Below are 15,995 nucleotides of genomic sequence, written 5' to 3'. Positions count from 1 at the left end.
AATTTTAAAGCCTAACTTATGGATAAGATTGCTTTTTTATATTTAGTCGTTAATCGTAAAAGATTATTCAATATTAGCAAACTTGTGCGTTTGCAAACTTAACAGCCACTTATTATCAACACGATTATGGTTAATCAGACCTAACAACTCTATGGTATCAAACATATTCATCTCGCCATTGATTTCGCAAGGCGACAAATAATAACGCTTAGCTTGAATATGCTGCTCAATATAGTAACAAAAATCGATAAATCCTGTCTGTTTTTCTGCGACAATTCGCACTTCATTTGCCGACGGTTGCACAATTTTATGATAACGACTTTGATAACAAAATTTCGGGCTCAATGCGATATAATCAATCAAAGGGTCGACTTTACCTAGCCCATTACTCTCAATAGCAATAAAGTAACCAGCCTGCTTCAACCGAGACAACAGTAAGGGTAAATCTCTAACCATAGTAGGCTCGCCACCAGTGATAATAATATTAGAACTGTTAAATTGCCCAACTATAGCCATTAATTGCTCTAAAGTAAGGCGTTTAAACTGACGAAAATTAGTATCACACCAACTACAATTTAAATTACAACCCGCAAAACGAATAAAAATAGCAGGCATGCCGGTGTTATAACCTTCGCCCTGTAAAGACTCGAAGATTTCAACAATGCGATAGTCAATCATTTTTCGCTCCGCTGATACTCGCAATAAGAGGTTGGTGTTTCCCAAAGCTTAATCATCGATACTGGCAAAAAATGTGACAAACGATCGAAAATAAACTTACTCATCCCCTCGGCAGTGGTACGGCAAGGAAAAGCAAAAACTTTACGTTGCATCTGCTGTAAAAGTGTAGCGATTTGACATTCATTAGCACTATCTTGATGATAAAGGAAAGCATGATCTAACTGATCGACAATCTGTTGATTTACAATCAACTTTAGATCTGCATAATCCATTACCATATCGGCACTTGAACCATTGGTAATAAGCTCATCGCTGATCTCGACTAATAAACGGTAGGTATGACCATGAAGGTTATGACATTTGCCATTATGCCCGTCTAACATATGACAGGCATCAAATTGAAATTCTTTAGCAATTTTGAACATACATATTCCTAGTTTTTTTACGTGGGATGGATCACGAACCACGGTTAGTTAACTTAAAAACGTGGCCAATATAAAGGATAAACACCATTGTGTCATCTTAATTTTGTCAACATAACTGATTAATTGATGATTTTTCAAATCACTTTATCTTTTGCTAAGGCGCGAGTAAAATAACAGCGTATATGTTGCAAAAAATCATCAAAAATATTGTTAATCAGCTCTTGAAATTTATTCTTCCACACTTATTTAGTGATTATGCAAATGGATTGAATGTTTTATACATTTAATCCAAATTTATTGCTTAGGAGATGAATAATATGAGGTTAGATAAACTCACAAACAAGTTTCAACAAGCTTTAGCTGATGCGCAATCAATCGCATTGGGTAAAGACAATCAATATATAGAGCCTGTACATGTGCTATCAGCCATGTTAAACCAAGAAGGGAGCAGCATAAATCCCTTACTAGCTGCATCAGGCGCCAATGTTCAGACATTACAACAAGAACTAAATCAAGCAATTGAACGTTTACCGCAAGTTCAAGGTATTGGTGGCGAAGTTATCCCATCACAAGAATTTGTCAGAATTTTAAATCTTTGTGACAAATTATCGCAAAAAAATGGCGATAGCTATATCTCGTCTGAATTATTTATATTAGCGGCATTAGACGAAAAAGGTAGCTTAACAGATATCCTGAAAAAGGCGGGTGTTACCAAAGAAAAATTTAGTCAAGCTGTCAATCAAGTAAGAGGAAATGATAACGTGAACGATCCTAATGCTGAAGAGCAACGTGGTGCACTAAAAAAATACACCATAGATTTAACAGAACGCGCCGAACAAGGCAAGCTTGACCCGGTCATTGGTCGTGATGAAGAGATTCGCCGTACAATACAAGTATTACAACGTCGAACCAAAAACAACCCAGTGCTTATTGGTGAACCAGGCGTAGGTAAAACGGCTATCGTTGAAGGATTAGCGCAACGAATTGTCAACGGTGAAGTGCCAGAAGGCTTACGTAACAAACGCGTATTATCCTTAGATATGGGTGCACTAATTGCTGGTGCAAAATACCGTGGTGAATTTGAAGAACGTTTAAAGGCTGTATTAAAAGATATTGCCAAAGCCGAAGGCAGTATCATCTTATTTATTGATGAAATACACACTATGGTTGGTGCCGGTAAAAGTGACGGCGCAATGGATGCGGGCAACATGTTAAAACCAGCTTTAGCGCGTGGTGAACTTCACTGCGTTGGGGCAACCACTCTTGATGAATATCGTCAATATATTGAAAAAGATCCGGCATTAGAACGCCGATTCCAAAAAGTCTATGTGGCCGAACCAACTGTTGAAGACACGATTGCAATCTTACGTGGTTTGAAAGAGCGTTATGAACTGCATCACCATGTACAAATTACTGATCCGGCAATTGTAGCTGCGGCAACCTTATCGCATCGTTATATATCCGATCGTATGTTACCAGATAAAGCCATCGACTTAATTGACGAAGCAGCATCAAGCATCCGTATGCAAATGGACTCAAAACCAGAGTCATTGGATCGACTTGAAAGGCGTATTATCCAACTCAAACTTGAACAACAAGCGCTCAAGAAAGAGTCTGATGATGCAAGTAAAAAACGACTTGAGATGTTAAATGATGAACTTGCTGAAAAAGAAAAGGCTTATGCATCACTTGAAGAAGAGTGGAAGTCAGAGAAGGCTGCACTTTCGGGCACTCAAAATATCAAGGCCGAGCTGGAAAAAGCGCGTACCGAGATAGAACAAGCTCGCCGAATCGGTGATTTAAACAAGATGTCCGAATTACAATATGGTAAAATTCCCGAGTTAGAAAAGAAATTGGCTTCTGCAACGCAGTTAGAAGGCAAAACCATGAAGTTATTGCGTAACAAAGTCACCGATAACGAAATTGCCGAAGTATTATCAAAAGCAACAGGTATTCCCGTATCAAGAATGCTCGAAAGCGAAAAAGATAAACTACTTCACATGGAAGACGCTTTACATAAACGCGTAATTGGCCAAGACGAAGCTGTTGTTGCTGTTGCTAATGCGATTCGTCGTAGTCGGGCAGGGTTATCTGATCCGAACAAACCGATTGGATCTTTCCTATTCTTAGGACCAACCGGAGTTGGTAAAACTGAACTTTCTAAAGCATTGGCTAACTTTATGTTTGACAGCGATGATGCCATGGTTCGAATCGATATGTCCGAATTTATGGAAAAACATTCTGTGGCTCGCTTAATTGGAGCGCCTCCGGGATATGTAGGTTATGAAGAAGGTGGTTACTTAACTGAAGCGGTAAGACGTCGACCATATTCTGTCATCCTCCTTGATGAGGTCGAAAAAGCTCATCCGGATGTATTTAACATCTTATTACAAGTATTGGATGATGGACGATTAACTGATGGGCAAGGTCGAACTGTCGATTTCCGCAACACGGTAATCATCATGACATCTAACTTAGGTTCAGACCTCATTCAAGGTCAAATTGAACTTAGTTATGATGAAATGAAAGCTTTAGTCATGACAGTGGTAACCAAACACTTCAGACCGGAATTTATCAACCGAATTGATGAAACAGTGGTATTCCACCCACTAGGCCAAGAAAACATTAAAGTAATTGCCAAAATACAATTAGCACATGTTGAAAAACGCCTAGATGAACGTGGATATGAAATGGATATCTCTGACGCTGCACTTGAACAACTTGCCAAAGTTGGCTTCGACCCAATTTATGGTGCAAGACCGTTAAAACGTGCAATTCAACAAGAGATTGAAAACCCACTCGCGCAACAGATTTTATCTGGCAAATTGGTACCGGGTAAAAAGATTCATCTCGACGTAGATAATGGTAATATTGTGGCAAAACAATAACTTTATATAGTTGATAATTGGTGGTCGAACACCCCAATATATTAATAACCCCAAAAGCCTGAAATGACAATTTCAGGCTTTTTTTATCTATAGCTTTAGTATTTTTAACATTTACAAAATGAAATCAATTACATTTATTTGAATAAAAAATTGAGGAATAAGGTTTTAAAGGTTTGTTAAAATTGACTTATAGATAGGTCAAGCAAGACTAACTGATTTAAGACTCAGGATATAAAGGCCTGACTCCGGTTGAATATCGAAATCAGGCCTTACAAGCCGCTTAATAAAAGTGTCCAACTTTATGGTGTCACTTCATAACTTTTCAGGCTTATTTTAAATAATTAAAAAAGCTTATATTACAACGGATTTACATCAGAAAATCTAAAAATATATTCAGGCTCTGTTAACTTACCATCCAAACTTAGACTTGATTCATAAATGCAGGTCTCGTTATCTTTAAAAAAGTTACCTGAAAACTTCACTTTTTGACCTTTTTTCATATTAGCAACTTTATCGAATAAAGGCGTATCAGGTTTAAGTAATGTTTTATGGAACGTGTCTGATATTGCATTATTCCAAGTTTTAACATATATTTTTCTGGCAATTTCAACTTCTAATACACCGTAACCATCAGAATTTGAATCAATCTTCTTAATAGTTCCTACCCAATCTTTAACTGACAAATTAGTGATACCGTTACAAATTGCCTTGCTTCTCTCTCTTAGGGCACTGCCTTTTTGCATATCGTTATCAGCCTTTATAGCTTTATCCATAGCAGTTTTACTTGCTTCAATTAATGTAGTTTGATCTTGAGGATATTGGATTTCAGGAGTTGCTTTTTTATCAGTATTATCATTGTTGCTATGTCCAAAAATAGCCACAAAAACTATAAAAATTACCGCAGCGATTAAAATCTTTTTAGTTTTAGAACTCTTCTTTTTTGGGGAGGTTACATTCGTCATAAATCATCCTTTTAATTATGTTGAAAATACATTCTAATAAAAAATTATTAAATTTCAAATGAATATTTATTTTAATCTCAACCAGATATTGTTAATACACTATATTGCATGTTTTAGAATAATTGGGCAGAATAAACATAAACTCGATTAACAACCCCAAAGGAAGCAAGCATGATTAAGTTGATTATTACTGATTTAGATGGAACGTTCTTAAACAATCAAGGCGACTATGACCGAGCTTTATTTACCCAAGTATATGAACAAATGGCGAAACAAAATGTGCAATTTGTTGCTTGCACAGGCAAACAGTGCGAACGCGTTGAAGAACTTTTTGGTGACTATAGTGATAAAATTTGGATAGTCGGTGATAGTGCTACGGCTATCAAACATAAGGGTGAATTTATTTATCGCTCTTTCATCCAAAACCAACTTGGTCAACGTATAATCAAAACACTTGAGGACGTAAGCCAAGAGCATGTTGTAATTGCCTGTACTGCAAAAGGTGCGGTCATTAAATCCGATCTACCTGCACATCTAAAACAAAAAGTGCGTGGTTCTTATGCCACCATTATTGAGGTCAGTGATTTTAAAACCGTTACTGATGATTTTATTAAAATCACAGTTTATGATGAAAAAGGTCAATGTCCAAAAACGCGTATTCACCTAACGCCTTATGATAACGACGTTTACATTGTAGTTTCCGAAGCCGCTTGGATAGATATTACCGAATACAACGTCCACAAAGGTAATACCATCAAAAAATTACAACAAATTTTAAATGTCACCTATCATGAAACCATGGCTTTTGGTGATGGTTTCAATGACATCGAACTTCTCGAACAAGCCGACTTCAGCTTTGCGATGCGCAATGCCTTCGATGAAACCAAAGCCGTAGCTAAATTTATTACCGGTCTAAATGATGAAAGCGCAGTAATGAAAACTATTCAGCTTATGTTAGGTTTACAAAGCAAAACTAATTAAAAGCAACAAATGCATGATATGGAGTTTTTTAAAGCTTTAGCATCCACCAATTTTTTAAATAGATGCAAATAATCTTTGATTTTCTCCATTAACTTCCTATTTTTCACTTATTTTAGAAGTTTTTTTCACTTTATTCGCAATTAAGAGCTAAAAATGCGAATGATTATCTTTTAAAATGTCGCATTTATTGAAATACAACCGTATTTGATAGGAAGTATGATGTCTGTATTTACGCTTGATCACCTTTCATCAGGACGAGAGGCTATTATTAAACGCTTGTTACCTGAATCGTTACCTTTTCGTCGTAAACTTTTAGCTATGGGCATGACCCCCGGATGTCAGTTGACTGTTATGCGAATTGCGCCATTAGGTGATCCAATTGAAATAAATCTTCGTGGTTTTCTGCTTTGTTTGCGTCGTCATGAGGCTGCTGCTATTGAAGTCGAGGTTGCTGCATGAAAATTGCCTTAATTGGTAACCCCAACTGTGGTAAAACCACCTTATTTAATTTGTTAACGGGTTCAAAACAGCGTGTTGGTAATTGGCCAGGGGTGACGGTAGAGCACAAGTCTGGTACGTTTAATTATCAAAATCAACATTATGATATTGTGGATTTGCCGGGGACTTATTCGATCGAGCCAGATCCCGCAGGCGTCGCGCAAGATGAATTTATTACACGTCAGTTTTTGTTAACTGATAAGAATAGCCTGATAGTTAATGTTATTGATGCCACTAATTTGCAACGTAGTTTGTATTTAACTTTTCAGTTAATTGATATGCAAGTACCGATGATAATTGTGCTTAATATGGTTGACTCATTGCAAGCTATGGGTGAGAAGTTAAATATTACCAGATTAGCTAAAGTATTAGGTTGTTCGGTTGTGGCGATTTCATCGACACAAAAGATGGGATTAGCTCAGTTTTATCAGCAAATCGAAATTAGCACTCAGGATTTAAAAGCCGCTACACCAACAATTGATACCTTAAGTTGGGATTCACAAGCCATTTTTAATCGTTACTTAACTGAGTTACCTGCGACAAGTGCGATTCATCAATTCAATCGTTGGCAATTGATAGAAGCATTGCTTAATGGTGCTGATTCTTCATTAGATTTAGTCGAAAACGAAAAGCTAGATACTTGTCGTCGTTTGTTATCGATCAATTTCGATAATCAAATAGATGTCGCTCTTGCTAGTGCGCGTTACGATACGATTGACGTTGTTTGTAAGATGGTGATCGATAAACCGCGAGAGGCGAGTATTAATATCACTGAGAAATTAGATAAATTGGCTCTAGGACGAATAACCGGTATTCCATTATTTTTGTTGGCAATGTATGCCATGTTTTTAGTTGCGATCAATTTTGGTACGGTTTTTGTTGATTTTTTTGATGGCATATTTAGCACCATTTTTGTTGATGGTTTTGCTTATCTTTTAAATATGTTACATGCACCGACATGGTTGACGGTCATTTTAGCAGACGGACTAGGGAATGGTATCACGACAGTGTCGACATTTATTCCTGTGATTGCGGCGATGTTTTTTGTTTTGTCGTTTTTAGAAGATTCAGGTTATTTAGCTCGTGCAGCGATGATTGTCGATCGTTTTATGCGATGTATTGGATTACCTGGTAAAGCTTTTGTGCCGATGCTAATGGGATTTGGTTGTGGCGTGCCAGCAATTATGGGAACGAGAACATTAGATAGCCCACGTGATCGTATTTTATCTATTTGTTTAATTCCTTTTATGTCATGCAGTGCACGCTTACCGATTTATGCTTTGTTTGCTGTCGTTTTTTTCCCTAATTATGCCTCAACTGTGGTTTTTATGTTGTATCTGTTAGGGATTTTTGTGGCGATGCTCACGGGATTCGTCTTAAAAAATACCTTACTTCAAGGTGAATTAACGCCATTTATTATGGAAATGCCTGTTTATCGAATCCCGACTCTACGTAGTATGTTGCGAATAACTTGTCAACGTTTGAAAAGCTTTGTTTTGCGGGCGGGAAAAGCGATCGTGGTGATGGTGACAATACTAAGTGTCTTAAACTCATGGGGTGTTGATGGCTCTTTTGGGCATGAAAACTCCAATGATTCAGTGTTATCAGCTATTGGTCAGAAAGTCACTCCAGCATTTATTCCAATGGGAATCGATAAACAAAATTGGCCAGCAACCGTTGGTATCTTTACTGGGATCTTTGCTAAAGAATCGGTGGTTGCTACGTTAAATTCCCTTTATTCAATGGATCATCATGAACAAGAAGATTTTTCGTTTTATGCTGGGATTAAATCAGCGTTTGCCACCATTCCTGACCATCTTATTGATTTAGCAAGTTCAATAGGTGATCCGCTTGGCTTGTCTAGCGTCAATCAAGATGTGAAAAGCGTACAAAATCAATTGTCCGTCGATTCAAGTACGATATCTAAAATAAGCAGTTCATTTGTTACGTCGACATCTGCCATTGCTTATCTTATTTTTGTTTTACTTTATACCCCGTGTGCAGCAGCATTGGGCACGATTTATCGTGAGGCAGGGCTAAAATGGATGATGTTTGTCGCGGTTTGGACATTTGTCGTCGGTTGGCTATGTGCAACGGTATATTACCAATTTAGTTTATTAGGCCAATCGCCATCAGCGCTTTATTGGTTAACTGGTATCGGTTTATTGGTTATTTTGGTATTTATCATTATGCGTAAACTTGGACGTTTACCATGTTTCAATCAACACCAGCTACCTACAGCAAAATCACACAAACAATCGGCCTGTTGTGAGTAGCGTTAAATATTCATTAATATGTTAATAACTTCTATCCGCGATTATGTTCAACTAAAAGGGCGAGTCAATTTGCAAGATGTGGCTCGTCACTTTCGTTTATCGGCAAGCGCCACCGAACCTATGCTTAATTTTTGGGTGAAAAAAGGAGTGATTAAATTAGTTAATAATGATTTATTTACATGTGCAGGCAAGCAGTGTTCGGCATGCATTAGTTGTCATTTGACCGTTTATCCTAATTATGTGTGGATTGAGTAAGTTAACCTTTAAAGTAATCACCATTAATTCTTTTGATGAGTTTGAATTATTGTTGATGTATCAAATGTGTTAATCATTAACCTTTGATTAAATTTTATTACTTTTTTTATTTCACTCCTTAATTTTTACCTAATTTTCACTTTTTTGTTGCGTAAAAAAGCCCAATAATTTTTTTCTTTGAATTTCTTTTTTGAGACCTATGTCACAAAAATAAATTTATTTATACCTCAAAATAACAAATGATATTAATATGAACTTATGTTCATTTTAGCGCGTGAAGGAGAATATATGAAGCCTATAGCAATTGGTGCGGATGATGCTGCATTCGAATTCAGGGATAGTATTGTACTATATTTAAAACAACTAGGATTTGAAACGGTCGATTATAGTAGTGATAAACAAGCAACTAATTCATTGTATCCCGATGTGGCAAATGCAGTTGCTTATGCGATTAAAGATAAAAAACATGATAGAGGTATTTTAGTTTGTGGAACGGGAATTGGAATGGCAATCACTGCAAATAAAGTTCCCGGCATTCGTGCCGCACAATGCCATGATGTATTTTCAGCCGAACGAGCAAGAAAGAGTAATAATGCTCACATTATGACCATGGGCGCAAGAGTGATTGGTATCGAATTAGCCAAAAAACTGGTTCATGCGTGGTTAGAATCTGAGTTTGAAGGCGGACGATCAAGCGAAAAAGTACAACGTATTGATTATTATGATAAGTTATATAGTAAGTGATTATCTTACTATTTTATACGATGTTTTACTTTTGAAATAAATTTAGCTAGTTTAAAATTGCTGATATTTAATTTTAATTGTACCTTGTTTTTATACTATTTTTGATAAAAATAGTCTTAACTGAACCGACTATGTCCTGTCGTTTTATTATTTAATAGATGTTATTATAACAATGTTTAAAAAAACATGTAGTAGAGGAATTAGAAGTATGAGTCAATTAGATGAATTTAAAAAGTTAACCGTAGTGGTTGCCGATACTGGTGATATCGATTCGATTAAACAGTTTTCTCCCGAAGATGCAACCACCAATCCCTCCCTTGTTTTAAAAGCTGCTCAACTTCCTCAATATCGTTATTTAATTGATTCTGCTGTTGAAACTGCGAAAAAACTTGGTGGCAGTAAAGAACAACAATTAGTTAATGCCTGTGATCAAGTAGCAGTAAATATCGGTGCTGAAATATTAAAAACTGTACCTGGTCGAATTTCAACCGAAGTCGATGCGCGATTGTCGTTTGATAAACAAGGTTGTATAGAAAAAGCCCGCAGAATTATTGAATTATATCAACAAAAAGGGATTGATAAATCGCGGATTTTAATCAAAATTGCTTCCACTTGGGAAGGAATTAAAGCGGCGGAAGTGTTAGAAAAAGAGGGAATTAACTGTAATTTAACCTTACTGTTTTCATTTGCTCAAGCGCGTGCTTGTGCTGAAGTAAATGCGTTTCTTATTTCGCCGTTTGTTGGTCGTATTTATGATTGGTATCAAGCTAAAAAACCAATCGACCCTTATGTTGCCGATCAAGATCCTGGGGTAGTATCGGTTCGTAATATCTATAACTATTATAAGCAACATGGTTATAAAACCATTGTGATGGGAGCAAGCTTCCGTAAAGTCGATCAGATATTAGCGTTAGCGGGTTGTGACCGTTTAACAATTTCCCCTAATTTATTGGCGGAAATGCAACAATCCAATGCACCAGTTGAGCGAAAATTAAATCCAAACCAAACTGTGGTTGAACGTCCAGCATTAATGACAGAAGCTGAATTTAGATGGCAACACAACAGTGATGCAATGGCAGTGGAAAAACTAGCAGAAGGAATTCGTGCCTTTGCTGTCGATCAGGGTAAACTTGAAGATATGATCGGCGCCTTGCTTTAATTAGCAATAAAAGAGGGGAGATAGTTCCCCTTTTTAATTTTACTATAACCTGTTTTATTCGTCTGTTGGCAACAGGCAATCAATGAATTATTAATTTATTTTTGGAGATTATTATCATGAATGCAACCACACTATCCCACCGCGAACTAGCAAATGCGATAAGAGCATTAAGTATGGATGGCGTGCAAAAAGCAAAATCAGGCCACCCAGGTGCACCTATGGGGATGGCTGATATGGCCGAAGTACTTTGGCGTGGATTTTTAAAACATAATCCAACCAATCCTAATTGGGCTGATCGGGATAGATTTGTATTATCAAATGGTCATGCATCAATGTTAATTTATAGCTTATTACATTTGACTGGTTATAACGTAACGCTTGATGACATAAAAAACTTTCGTCAATTAAATGCTAAAACCGCAGGTCACCCTGAATATGGCCATCTTCCGGGCATTGAAACAACCACAGGCCCATTAGGTCAAGGTATTGCTAATGCTGTTGGTATGGCAATCGCTGAAAGAACATTAGCTGCGCAATTTAATAAATCAGGTCATACTATTGTTGATCACAATACTTACGTATTTATGGGTGATGGTTGTATGATGGAAGGCATTTCTCATGAAGTTTGTTCATTAGCCGGAACCCTTAAATTAGGCAAACTGATTGCTTTTTATGATGATAATGGTATTTCAATTGATGGTGAAGTCGAAGGTTGGTTTACCGACGATACAGCCAAACGTTTTGAAGCATATGGTTGGCATGTGATTCGTGGTATTGATGGACACGATGCGAAAGCATTAGCTCAAGCGGTTGAACAAGCACAAGCAGTGACTGATAAACCATCATTATTAATGTGTAAAACAGTTATCGGCTTTGGTTCTCCAAACAAAGCAGGAAGTCATGATTGCCATGGTGCGCCACTTGGTGATGCTGAAATTGAAGCAACTCGCAAAGCATTAGGTTGGTCTTATCCTGCATTTGACATTCCAAAAGAGTATTATGACGCATGGGATGCGAAAGCAAAAGGTAAACAACGTGAAGACGAATGGAATGCTCGTTTTGATGCGTATGCTAAAGCTTATCCAGATTTAGCCAAAGAATTTAAACGCCGTATGAATGGTGATCTACCAAGCAATTGGCAACAAACAGCTAGAGATTTTGTTAATAAATTACAAGCTAATCCGGCAACTATTGCTACTCGTAAAGCCTCACAAAACGCGATTGAAGCTTTTGCGCCAGTGTTAACTGAATTCTTAGGTGGTTCTGCTGACTTAGCACCGAGTAATTTAACTATGTGGTCAGGCTCTAAAGAAATTTTAGCTAATCCAGCTGGTAACTATATCCACTATGGTGTACGTGAGTTTGGTATGTCAGCTATTATGAATGGTATTTCTCTACATGGTGGCTTTATTCCTTATGGCGCCACTTTCTTGATGTTTATGGAATATGCGCGTAACGCAGTCCGTATGGCAGCGTTAATGAAAATTCGCTCTTTATTTGTCTATACCCATGACTCAATTGGTTTAGGTGAAGATGGCCCAACGCATCAACCAGTAGAACAAATGGCAAGCTTACGTGTAACACCAAATGTAAGTACGTGGCGTCCTTGTGACCAAGTTGAATCAGCCATTGCTTGGCAATACGCGGTTGAACGTAAAGATGGTCCTACTGCACTTATCTTCTCAAGACAAAATCTTAAACAACAAGAACGTACTGAAGAGCAATTAGCTAATGTTTATCGTGGTGGTTATATCTTAAATGATTGTAGCGGTACCCCTGAACTTATCCTTATTGCTACCGGTTCAGAAGTTGAACTTGCCGTTGCTGCATATCATGAACTAACTGCAGCGGGTAGAAAAGTGAGAGTGGTTTCAATGCCATCAACCGATGCATTTGATAAACAAGATCAAGCCTATAAAGAATCAGTATTACCTTCATCTGTAACGGCTCGATTAGCTATTGAAGCAGGTATTAGTGACTTCTGGTATAAATATGTTGGCCTAAACGGTAAAATTATCGGTATGACAAGCTTCGGTGAATCAGGTCCAGCAGATCAACTGTTTGCTAAGTTTGGCTTTACTGTTGAGAATGTTGTAGAACAGGCAAAAAGTTTGTTGAAATAAATTATAGTTTGCTTAATAGTATAAAACTTCGCTAATAACTTTAGCGGAGTTTTTTTATACGTTTATTTTATGTTTCTATGAATTTTAATCTTAGATTTAAAACGCATTTATCGATTATTTTAATCACATATATATCCAACTTCCAGTAATGCAAGCCATTTTATAACCTATTGTTTATTATTTGGTTATAAATTTTTCTCCCACCTTGGCACAATCAAAAAATCGATGCTTTTGATAAGCAGATCAAACCTATAAAGAATCAGTATTACCTTCATCTGTAACGGCTCGCTTAGCTATTGAAGCAGGTATTAGTGACTTCTGGTATAAATATGTTGGCCTAAACGGTAAAATCATCGGTATGACAAACTTCGGTGAATCAAACCCAGCAAAACAACTGTTTGCTAAGTTTGGTTTTACTGTTGAGAATGTTGTGGAACAGGTGAAAAGTCTGTTGAAATAAATATAAATATAAAAACCTCCTTGTTATTGGAGTCTCTTTTGTTGCTATTTAAATATGAATATTTGAATATTCTTTTGTCTTGGTATATCAGTCAAATTATATTAAATATAATCATGTTGGATGTTCAATTGAATCCCTATCCAATGATTTAATAAATAAACGAATTAATAACCTGAAATTTGTTTATTAATTTTAACCTGATTGGTTTCACCTGAATTAAAAAATAGCAATGGCACTTAGTAACTATTTTTGGTTTTCTCAATTATGTTTTAAATCTTGGTATTGTTTAGTGTGCGAAAGCCCATGAGCAGCAAAATAAACTATGGAGTAATCTTCATTATATTTTTTTAGTATCTCTATTGTTGACTTTATCAAGTCGTCTGTTTATTTTATGCTACTAACATAACAGGATACATTTTTATTGTTAAGAACATATTGCATATCAAACTATACTCATTTTGCAAAAATGAGTATAGGAACCAATTAAGTGCATAACAATAAGTTTCGGTTTATCATACTGTTATGTTAATAAGGAATCTAATTCAGTTAAAAGTAAAGTATCGTATTTACTACGAGATAATTTACCGTTGTATTCGCCTTTTTTGGTATAGAAGATATTTTTACTATAAGCTGTAATTCTCTGTACCGTAATTTCCATTCTACCTTATATTCCTTAATTAGATAGCGAATAGGTTTCAAATCCTGCATTAATAGCAATCGCGATAATATTATTATTTAATTTTGTATTGACCTCATGATTATAAAAATAACTAGACTGACTAATTAAGGGAATTGAAATTTTAAAAAAAGAATAAAACCTATGACTAATAGTAATGGTATAAAATAAAAGTAAAGTAAAAGAGTAATTGTGAACAAAATTCTTGTATTTCTACAATATCAGTTTCTGATACTGCACTTACCACTGCAACTTTGGGACTTACATAATAAAATCCTATCGGAAAATAAAGTGCAGCAATAAAAAATAATAATTTCAATAAAAAACGGAAAAATGAGAACCTGACTAAAAAATTATAAATAAATAGTATATTATTAAATCTTTCTGGTTAACTTTGTAATTAAATCAGTAATATAGAAAGGCAAATAAAAAACTATGTGGAAATAATTCTTTTTTAATGATTATTAGAAAAAAATATCTTTTAAAACAGTAGATTGATAATTTGAAAATTATATAAGAAATCAAAATTTAAGCTACATATATTTACCTTAGATGAATATGAATAATCATTACATATTTATGCAATGATTATTTATTCGAAAAATTAATATATTAGGATTAGTTTTTATTTTTTATGCTATACATTAGAATTACTGCACCAAGTAGTGAGCAAGCCATCAATGTGTAGGAAGTGTTTGGGCTGCCAGTAATACCGTTTAAATAACCAACAAACCAAGCGCCTAAAAACGAACCTAATGCGCCTGAACAATTTATAGTACCAATGGAAATACCTAGAACATTTTTAGGTATAAGTTCTGGAACATAAGCAAAGAATGGCCCATATGGCGCATACATACATGCAGCTGCAACAATGAGTAAAAGATAAGAAACCCAAAAATATTCAATACCTAGTATATATGATGTAAAAAATGATACTGCTGCGATTGCATGTAATGGCCAAACAAATAGTTTACGATTCTGAAATTTATCTGATAACCACGAAATTGTTACCATCAAACAAATTGCAGCTAGATAAGGAACGGAGGTTAACCATCCTGTTGAAACTAAATCAAACGAAGACGCCGATTTGATGATTGATGGCATCCACATCATTAATCCATATACACCAATGTTCCATAAACCATGTATTAGGCTAAGTTTGATGACGATAGGAGAATGAAAAACAGCGCTATAATTTTTAATAGGAACAATATTTTCTTGCTCTTTATTCATTTCATTTTGTAAGTTTTCTTTTTCAGAAGTGCTTAACCATTTGACTTCATCAGGTTTATCCCGAACGATAGCAATCCAAAAAAAAGCCCAAAGAATAGCAGGTAAACCTTCAATTATAAACATTTCTCTCCATCCATATGCTTCAATTAAATAACCTGAAGCGATGGACATCCATAGTACTGTAACGGGGTTGCCAAGTATCAAATAAGTATTTGCTCGTGAACGTTCTGATTTAGTGAACCAATTGCTAATGTAGATAAGCATTGCAGGCATTACAGCTGCTTCAACAACACCCAAAATAAATCTAATCGCCATTAACATTGCTATATTCTGTACCATTCCAGTTGCAGCTGCACAAAGCCCCCACAATATCAAACACCAAAATATGAGTTTTCTAACACTTCGTTTAGATGCGTAAATAGCTCCAGGGATTTGAAAAAAAAAGTATCCTAAAAAAAACAACGCTCCAATCAACGATGAGATACTGTGGCTAATACCTAAATCTTGTTCAATTCCTGCTGCTGCTGCAAATCCATAATTAGCTCGGTCGAGATAAGCCAAACTATAGGTGATAAAAATGATTGGCATCAAATACCACCAACGTTTTATAGATAATTTTGTATTCATAATAACTCTT

At 35.9% G+C, this 15,995-nt stretch carries 12 protein-coding genes, 1 pseudogene and 1 riboswitch; of the genes and pseudogenes, 9 read left to right on the top strand and 4 right to left on the bottom strand.

Annotated features, from left to right (window positions below):
* Window positions 1-63 precede the first annotated feature (63 nt).
* Together DKK70_RS10670 and queD are read right to left on the bottom strand one after the other, a co-directional pair.
* The gene (locus DKK70_RS10670; protein ID WP_110433978.1) at window positions 64-678 is read right to left on the bottom strand and encodes a 7-carboxy-7-deazaguanine synthase QueE; all 615 of its coding nucleotides are present in this window, start codon (window positions 676-678) and stop codon (window positions 64-66) included.
* A complete protein-coding gene (gene queD / locus DKK70_RS10665) occupies window positions 675-1,103 on the bottom strand; it encodes a 6-carboxytetrahydropterin synthase QueD (RefSeq protein ID WP_110433977.1) in 429 nt (142 codons plus the stop codon). The genes DKK70_RS10670 and queD overlap by 4 nt, the downstream gene beginning before the upstream one ends.
* A gap of 2 nt (window positions 1,104-1,105) precedes the next feature.
* Window positions 1,106-1,151, bottom strand: a riboswitch (PreQ1 riboswitch).
* A gap of 269 nt (window positions 1,152-1,420) precedes the next feature.
* On the opposite strand from queD, the gene clpB reads away from it, so the two are divergent.
* Window positions 1,421-3,991 carry an ATP-dependent chaperone ClpB gene (gene clpB / locus DKK70_RS10660; RefSeq protein WP_110433976.1) on the top strand — a complete coding sequence of 857 codons (2,571 nt, stop codon included), beginning with the start codon at window positions 1,421-1,423 and terminating at the stop codon, window positions 3,989-3,991.
* 356 nt (window positions 3,992-4,347) lie between these two features.
* Here clpB and DKK70_RS10655 read toward each other — a convergent pair whose 3' ends face one another.
* The gene (locus DKK70_RS10655; RefSeq protein ID WP_110433975.1) at window positions 4,348-4,953 is read right to left on the bottom strand and encodes a hypothetical protein; all 606 of its coding nucleotides are present in this window, start codon (window positions 4,951-4,953) and stop codon (window positions 4,348-4,350) included.
* A gap of 171 nt (window positions 4,954-5,124) precedes the next feature.
* On the opposite strand from DKK70_RS10655, the gene DKK70_RS10650 reads away from it, so the two are divergent.
* The 8 genes and pseudogenes from DKK70_RS10650 to DKK70_RS17255 form a co-directional block, all read left to right on the top strand.
* Window positions 5,125-5,934 carry an HAD-IIB family hydrolase gene (locus DKK70_RS10650; RefSeq protein WP_110433974.1) on the top strand — a complete coding sequence of 270 codons (810 nt, stop codon included), beginning with the start codon at window positions 5,125-5,127 and terminating at the stop codon, window positions 5,932-5,934.
* Between the two features lie 216 nt (window positions 5,935-6,150).
* Entirely contained in the window at window positions 6,151-6,393 is a 243-nt protein-coding gene (locus tag DKK70_RS10645) for a FeoA family protein (protein WP_219999761.1), read from the top strand.
* The gene (gene feoB, locus DKK70_RS10640; protein ID WP_110433972.1) at window positions 6,390-8,708 is read left to right on the top strand and encodes a Fe(2+) transporter permease subunit FeoB; all 2,319 of its coding nucleotides are present in this window, start codon (window positions 6,390-6,392) and stop codon (window positions 8,706-8,708) included. The genes DKK70_RS10645 and feoB overlap by 4 nt, the downstream gene beginning before the upstream one ends.
* Before the next feature lie 18 nt (window positions 8,709-8,726).
* Window positions 8,727-8,963, top strand: coding sequence for a FeoC-like transcriptional regulator (locus tag DKK70_RS10635; RefSeq protein ID WP_110433971.1), 237 nt, complete (start codon window positions 8,727-8,729; stop codon window positions 8,961-8,963).
* A gap of 288 nt (window positions 8,964-9,251) precedes the next feature.
* On the top strand, window positions 9,252-9,707 hold the full coding sequence (gene rpiB, locus DKK70_RS10630; protein WP_110433970.1) for a ribose 5-phosphate isomerase B: 456 nt from the start codon (window positions 9,252-9,254) through the stop codon (window positions 9,705-9,707).
* 208 nt (window positions 9,708-9,915) lie between these two features.
* Window positions 9,916-10,866, top strand: a complete 951-nt coding sequence (gene tal, locus DKK70_RS10625) for a transaldolase (RefSeq protein ID WP_110423768.1) — start codon at window positions 9,916-9,918, stop codon at window positions 10,864-10,866.
* A 116-nt stretch (window positions 10,867-10,982) separates the two neighbouring features.
* The gene (gene tkt / locus DKK70_RS10620; protein ID WP_110433969.1) at window positions 10,983-12,989 is read left to right on the top strand and encodes a transketolase; all 2,007 of its coding nucleotides are present in this window, start codon (window positions 10,983-10,985) and stop codon (window positions 12,987-12,989) included.
* Window positions 12,990-13,230: 241 nt separating this feature from the next.
* Window positions 13,231-13,449, top strand: a pseudogene (locus tag DKK70_RS17255) (transketolase-like TK C-terminal-containing protein); the annotation flags it as partial.
* 1,294 nt (window positions 13,450-14,743) lie between these two features.
* Here the strand turns inward: DKK70_RS17255 and DKK70_RS10610 are convergent.
* Window positions 14,744-15,985, bottom strand: a complete 1,242-nt coding sequence (locus DKK70_RS10610) for an MFS transporter (protein ID WP_110433968.1) — start codon at window positions 15,983-15,985, stop codon at window positions 14,744-14,746.
* Window positions 15,986-15,995: the final 10 nt, after the last annotated feature.

Origin of the sequence: Gilliamella apicola, assembly GCF_003202655.1 — a bacterium.
GTDB classification, from domain to species: Bacteria; Pseudomonadota; Gammaproteobacteria; order Enterobacterales; family Orbaceae; genus Gilliamella; species Gilliamella apicola_R.
Note: the sequence above shows the minus strand (reverse complement) of the source record. Positions and strands in the feature narration are given on the sequence as shown.

Excerpts from the sequence above, each read along its gene's own strand:
- DKK70_RS10670 (WP_110433978.1), bottom strand. The coding sequence starts at position 678 with ATGATTGACTATCGCATTGTTGAAATCTTCGAGTCTTTACAGGGCGAA.
- queD (WP_110433977.1), bottom strand. The coding sequence starts at position 1,103 with ATGTTCAAAATTGCTAAAGAATTTCAATTTGATGCCTGTCATATGTTA.
- clpB (WP_110433976.1), top strand. The coding sequence starts at position 1,421 with ATGAGGTTAGATAAACTCACAAACAAGTTTCAACAAGCTTTAGCTGAT.
- DKK70_RS10655 (WP_110433975.1), bottom strand. The coding sequence starts at position 4,953 with ATGACGAATGTAACCTCCCCAAAAAAGAAGAGTTCTAAAACTAAAAAG.
- DKK70_RS10650 (WP_110433974.1), top strand. The coding sequence starts at position 5,125 with ATGATTAAGTTGATTATTACTGATTTAGATGGAACGTTCTTAAACAAT.
- DKK70_RS10645 (WP_219999761.1), top strand. The coding sequence starts at position 6,151 with ATGATGTCTGTATTTACGCTTGATCACCTTTCATCAGGACGAGAGGCT.
- feoB (WP_110433972.1), top strand. The coding sequence starts at position 6,390 with ATGAAAATTGCCTTAATTGGTAACCCCAACTGTGGTAAAACCACCTTA.
- DKK70_RS10635 (WP_110433971.1), top strand. The coding sequence starts at position 8,727 with ATGTTAATAACTTCTATCCGCGATTATGTTCAACTAAAAGGGCGAGTC.
- rpiB (WP_110433970.1), top strand. The coding sequence starts at position 9,252 with ATGAAGCCTATAGCAATTGGTGCGGATGATGCTGCATTCGAATTCAGG.
- tal (WP_110423768.1), top strand. The coding sequence starts at position 9,916 with ATGAGTCAATTAGATGAATTTAAAAAGTTAACCGTAGTGGTTGCCGAT.
- tkt (WP_110433969.1), top strand. The coding sequence starts at position 10,983 with ATGAATGCAACCACACTATCCCACCGCGAACTAGCAAATGCGATAAGA.
- DKK70_RS10610 (WP_110433968.1), bottom strand. The coding sequence starts at position 15,985 with ATGAATACAAAATTATCTATAAAACGTTGGTGGTATTTGATGCCAATC.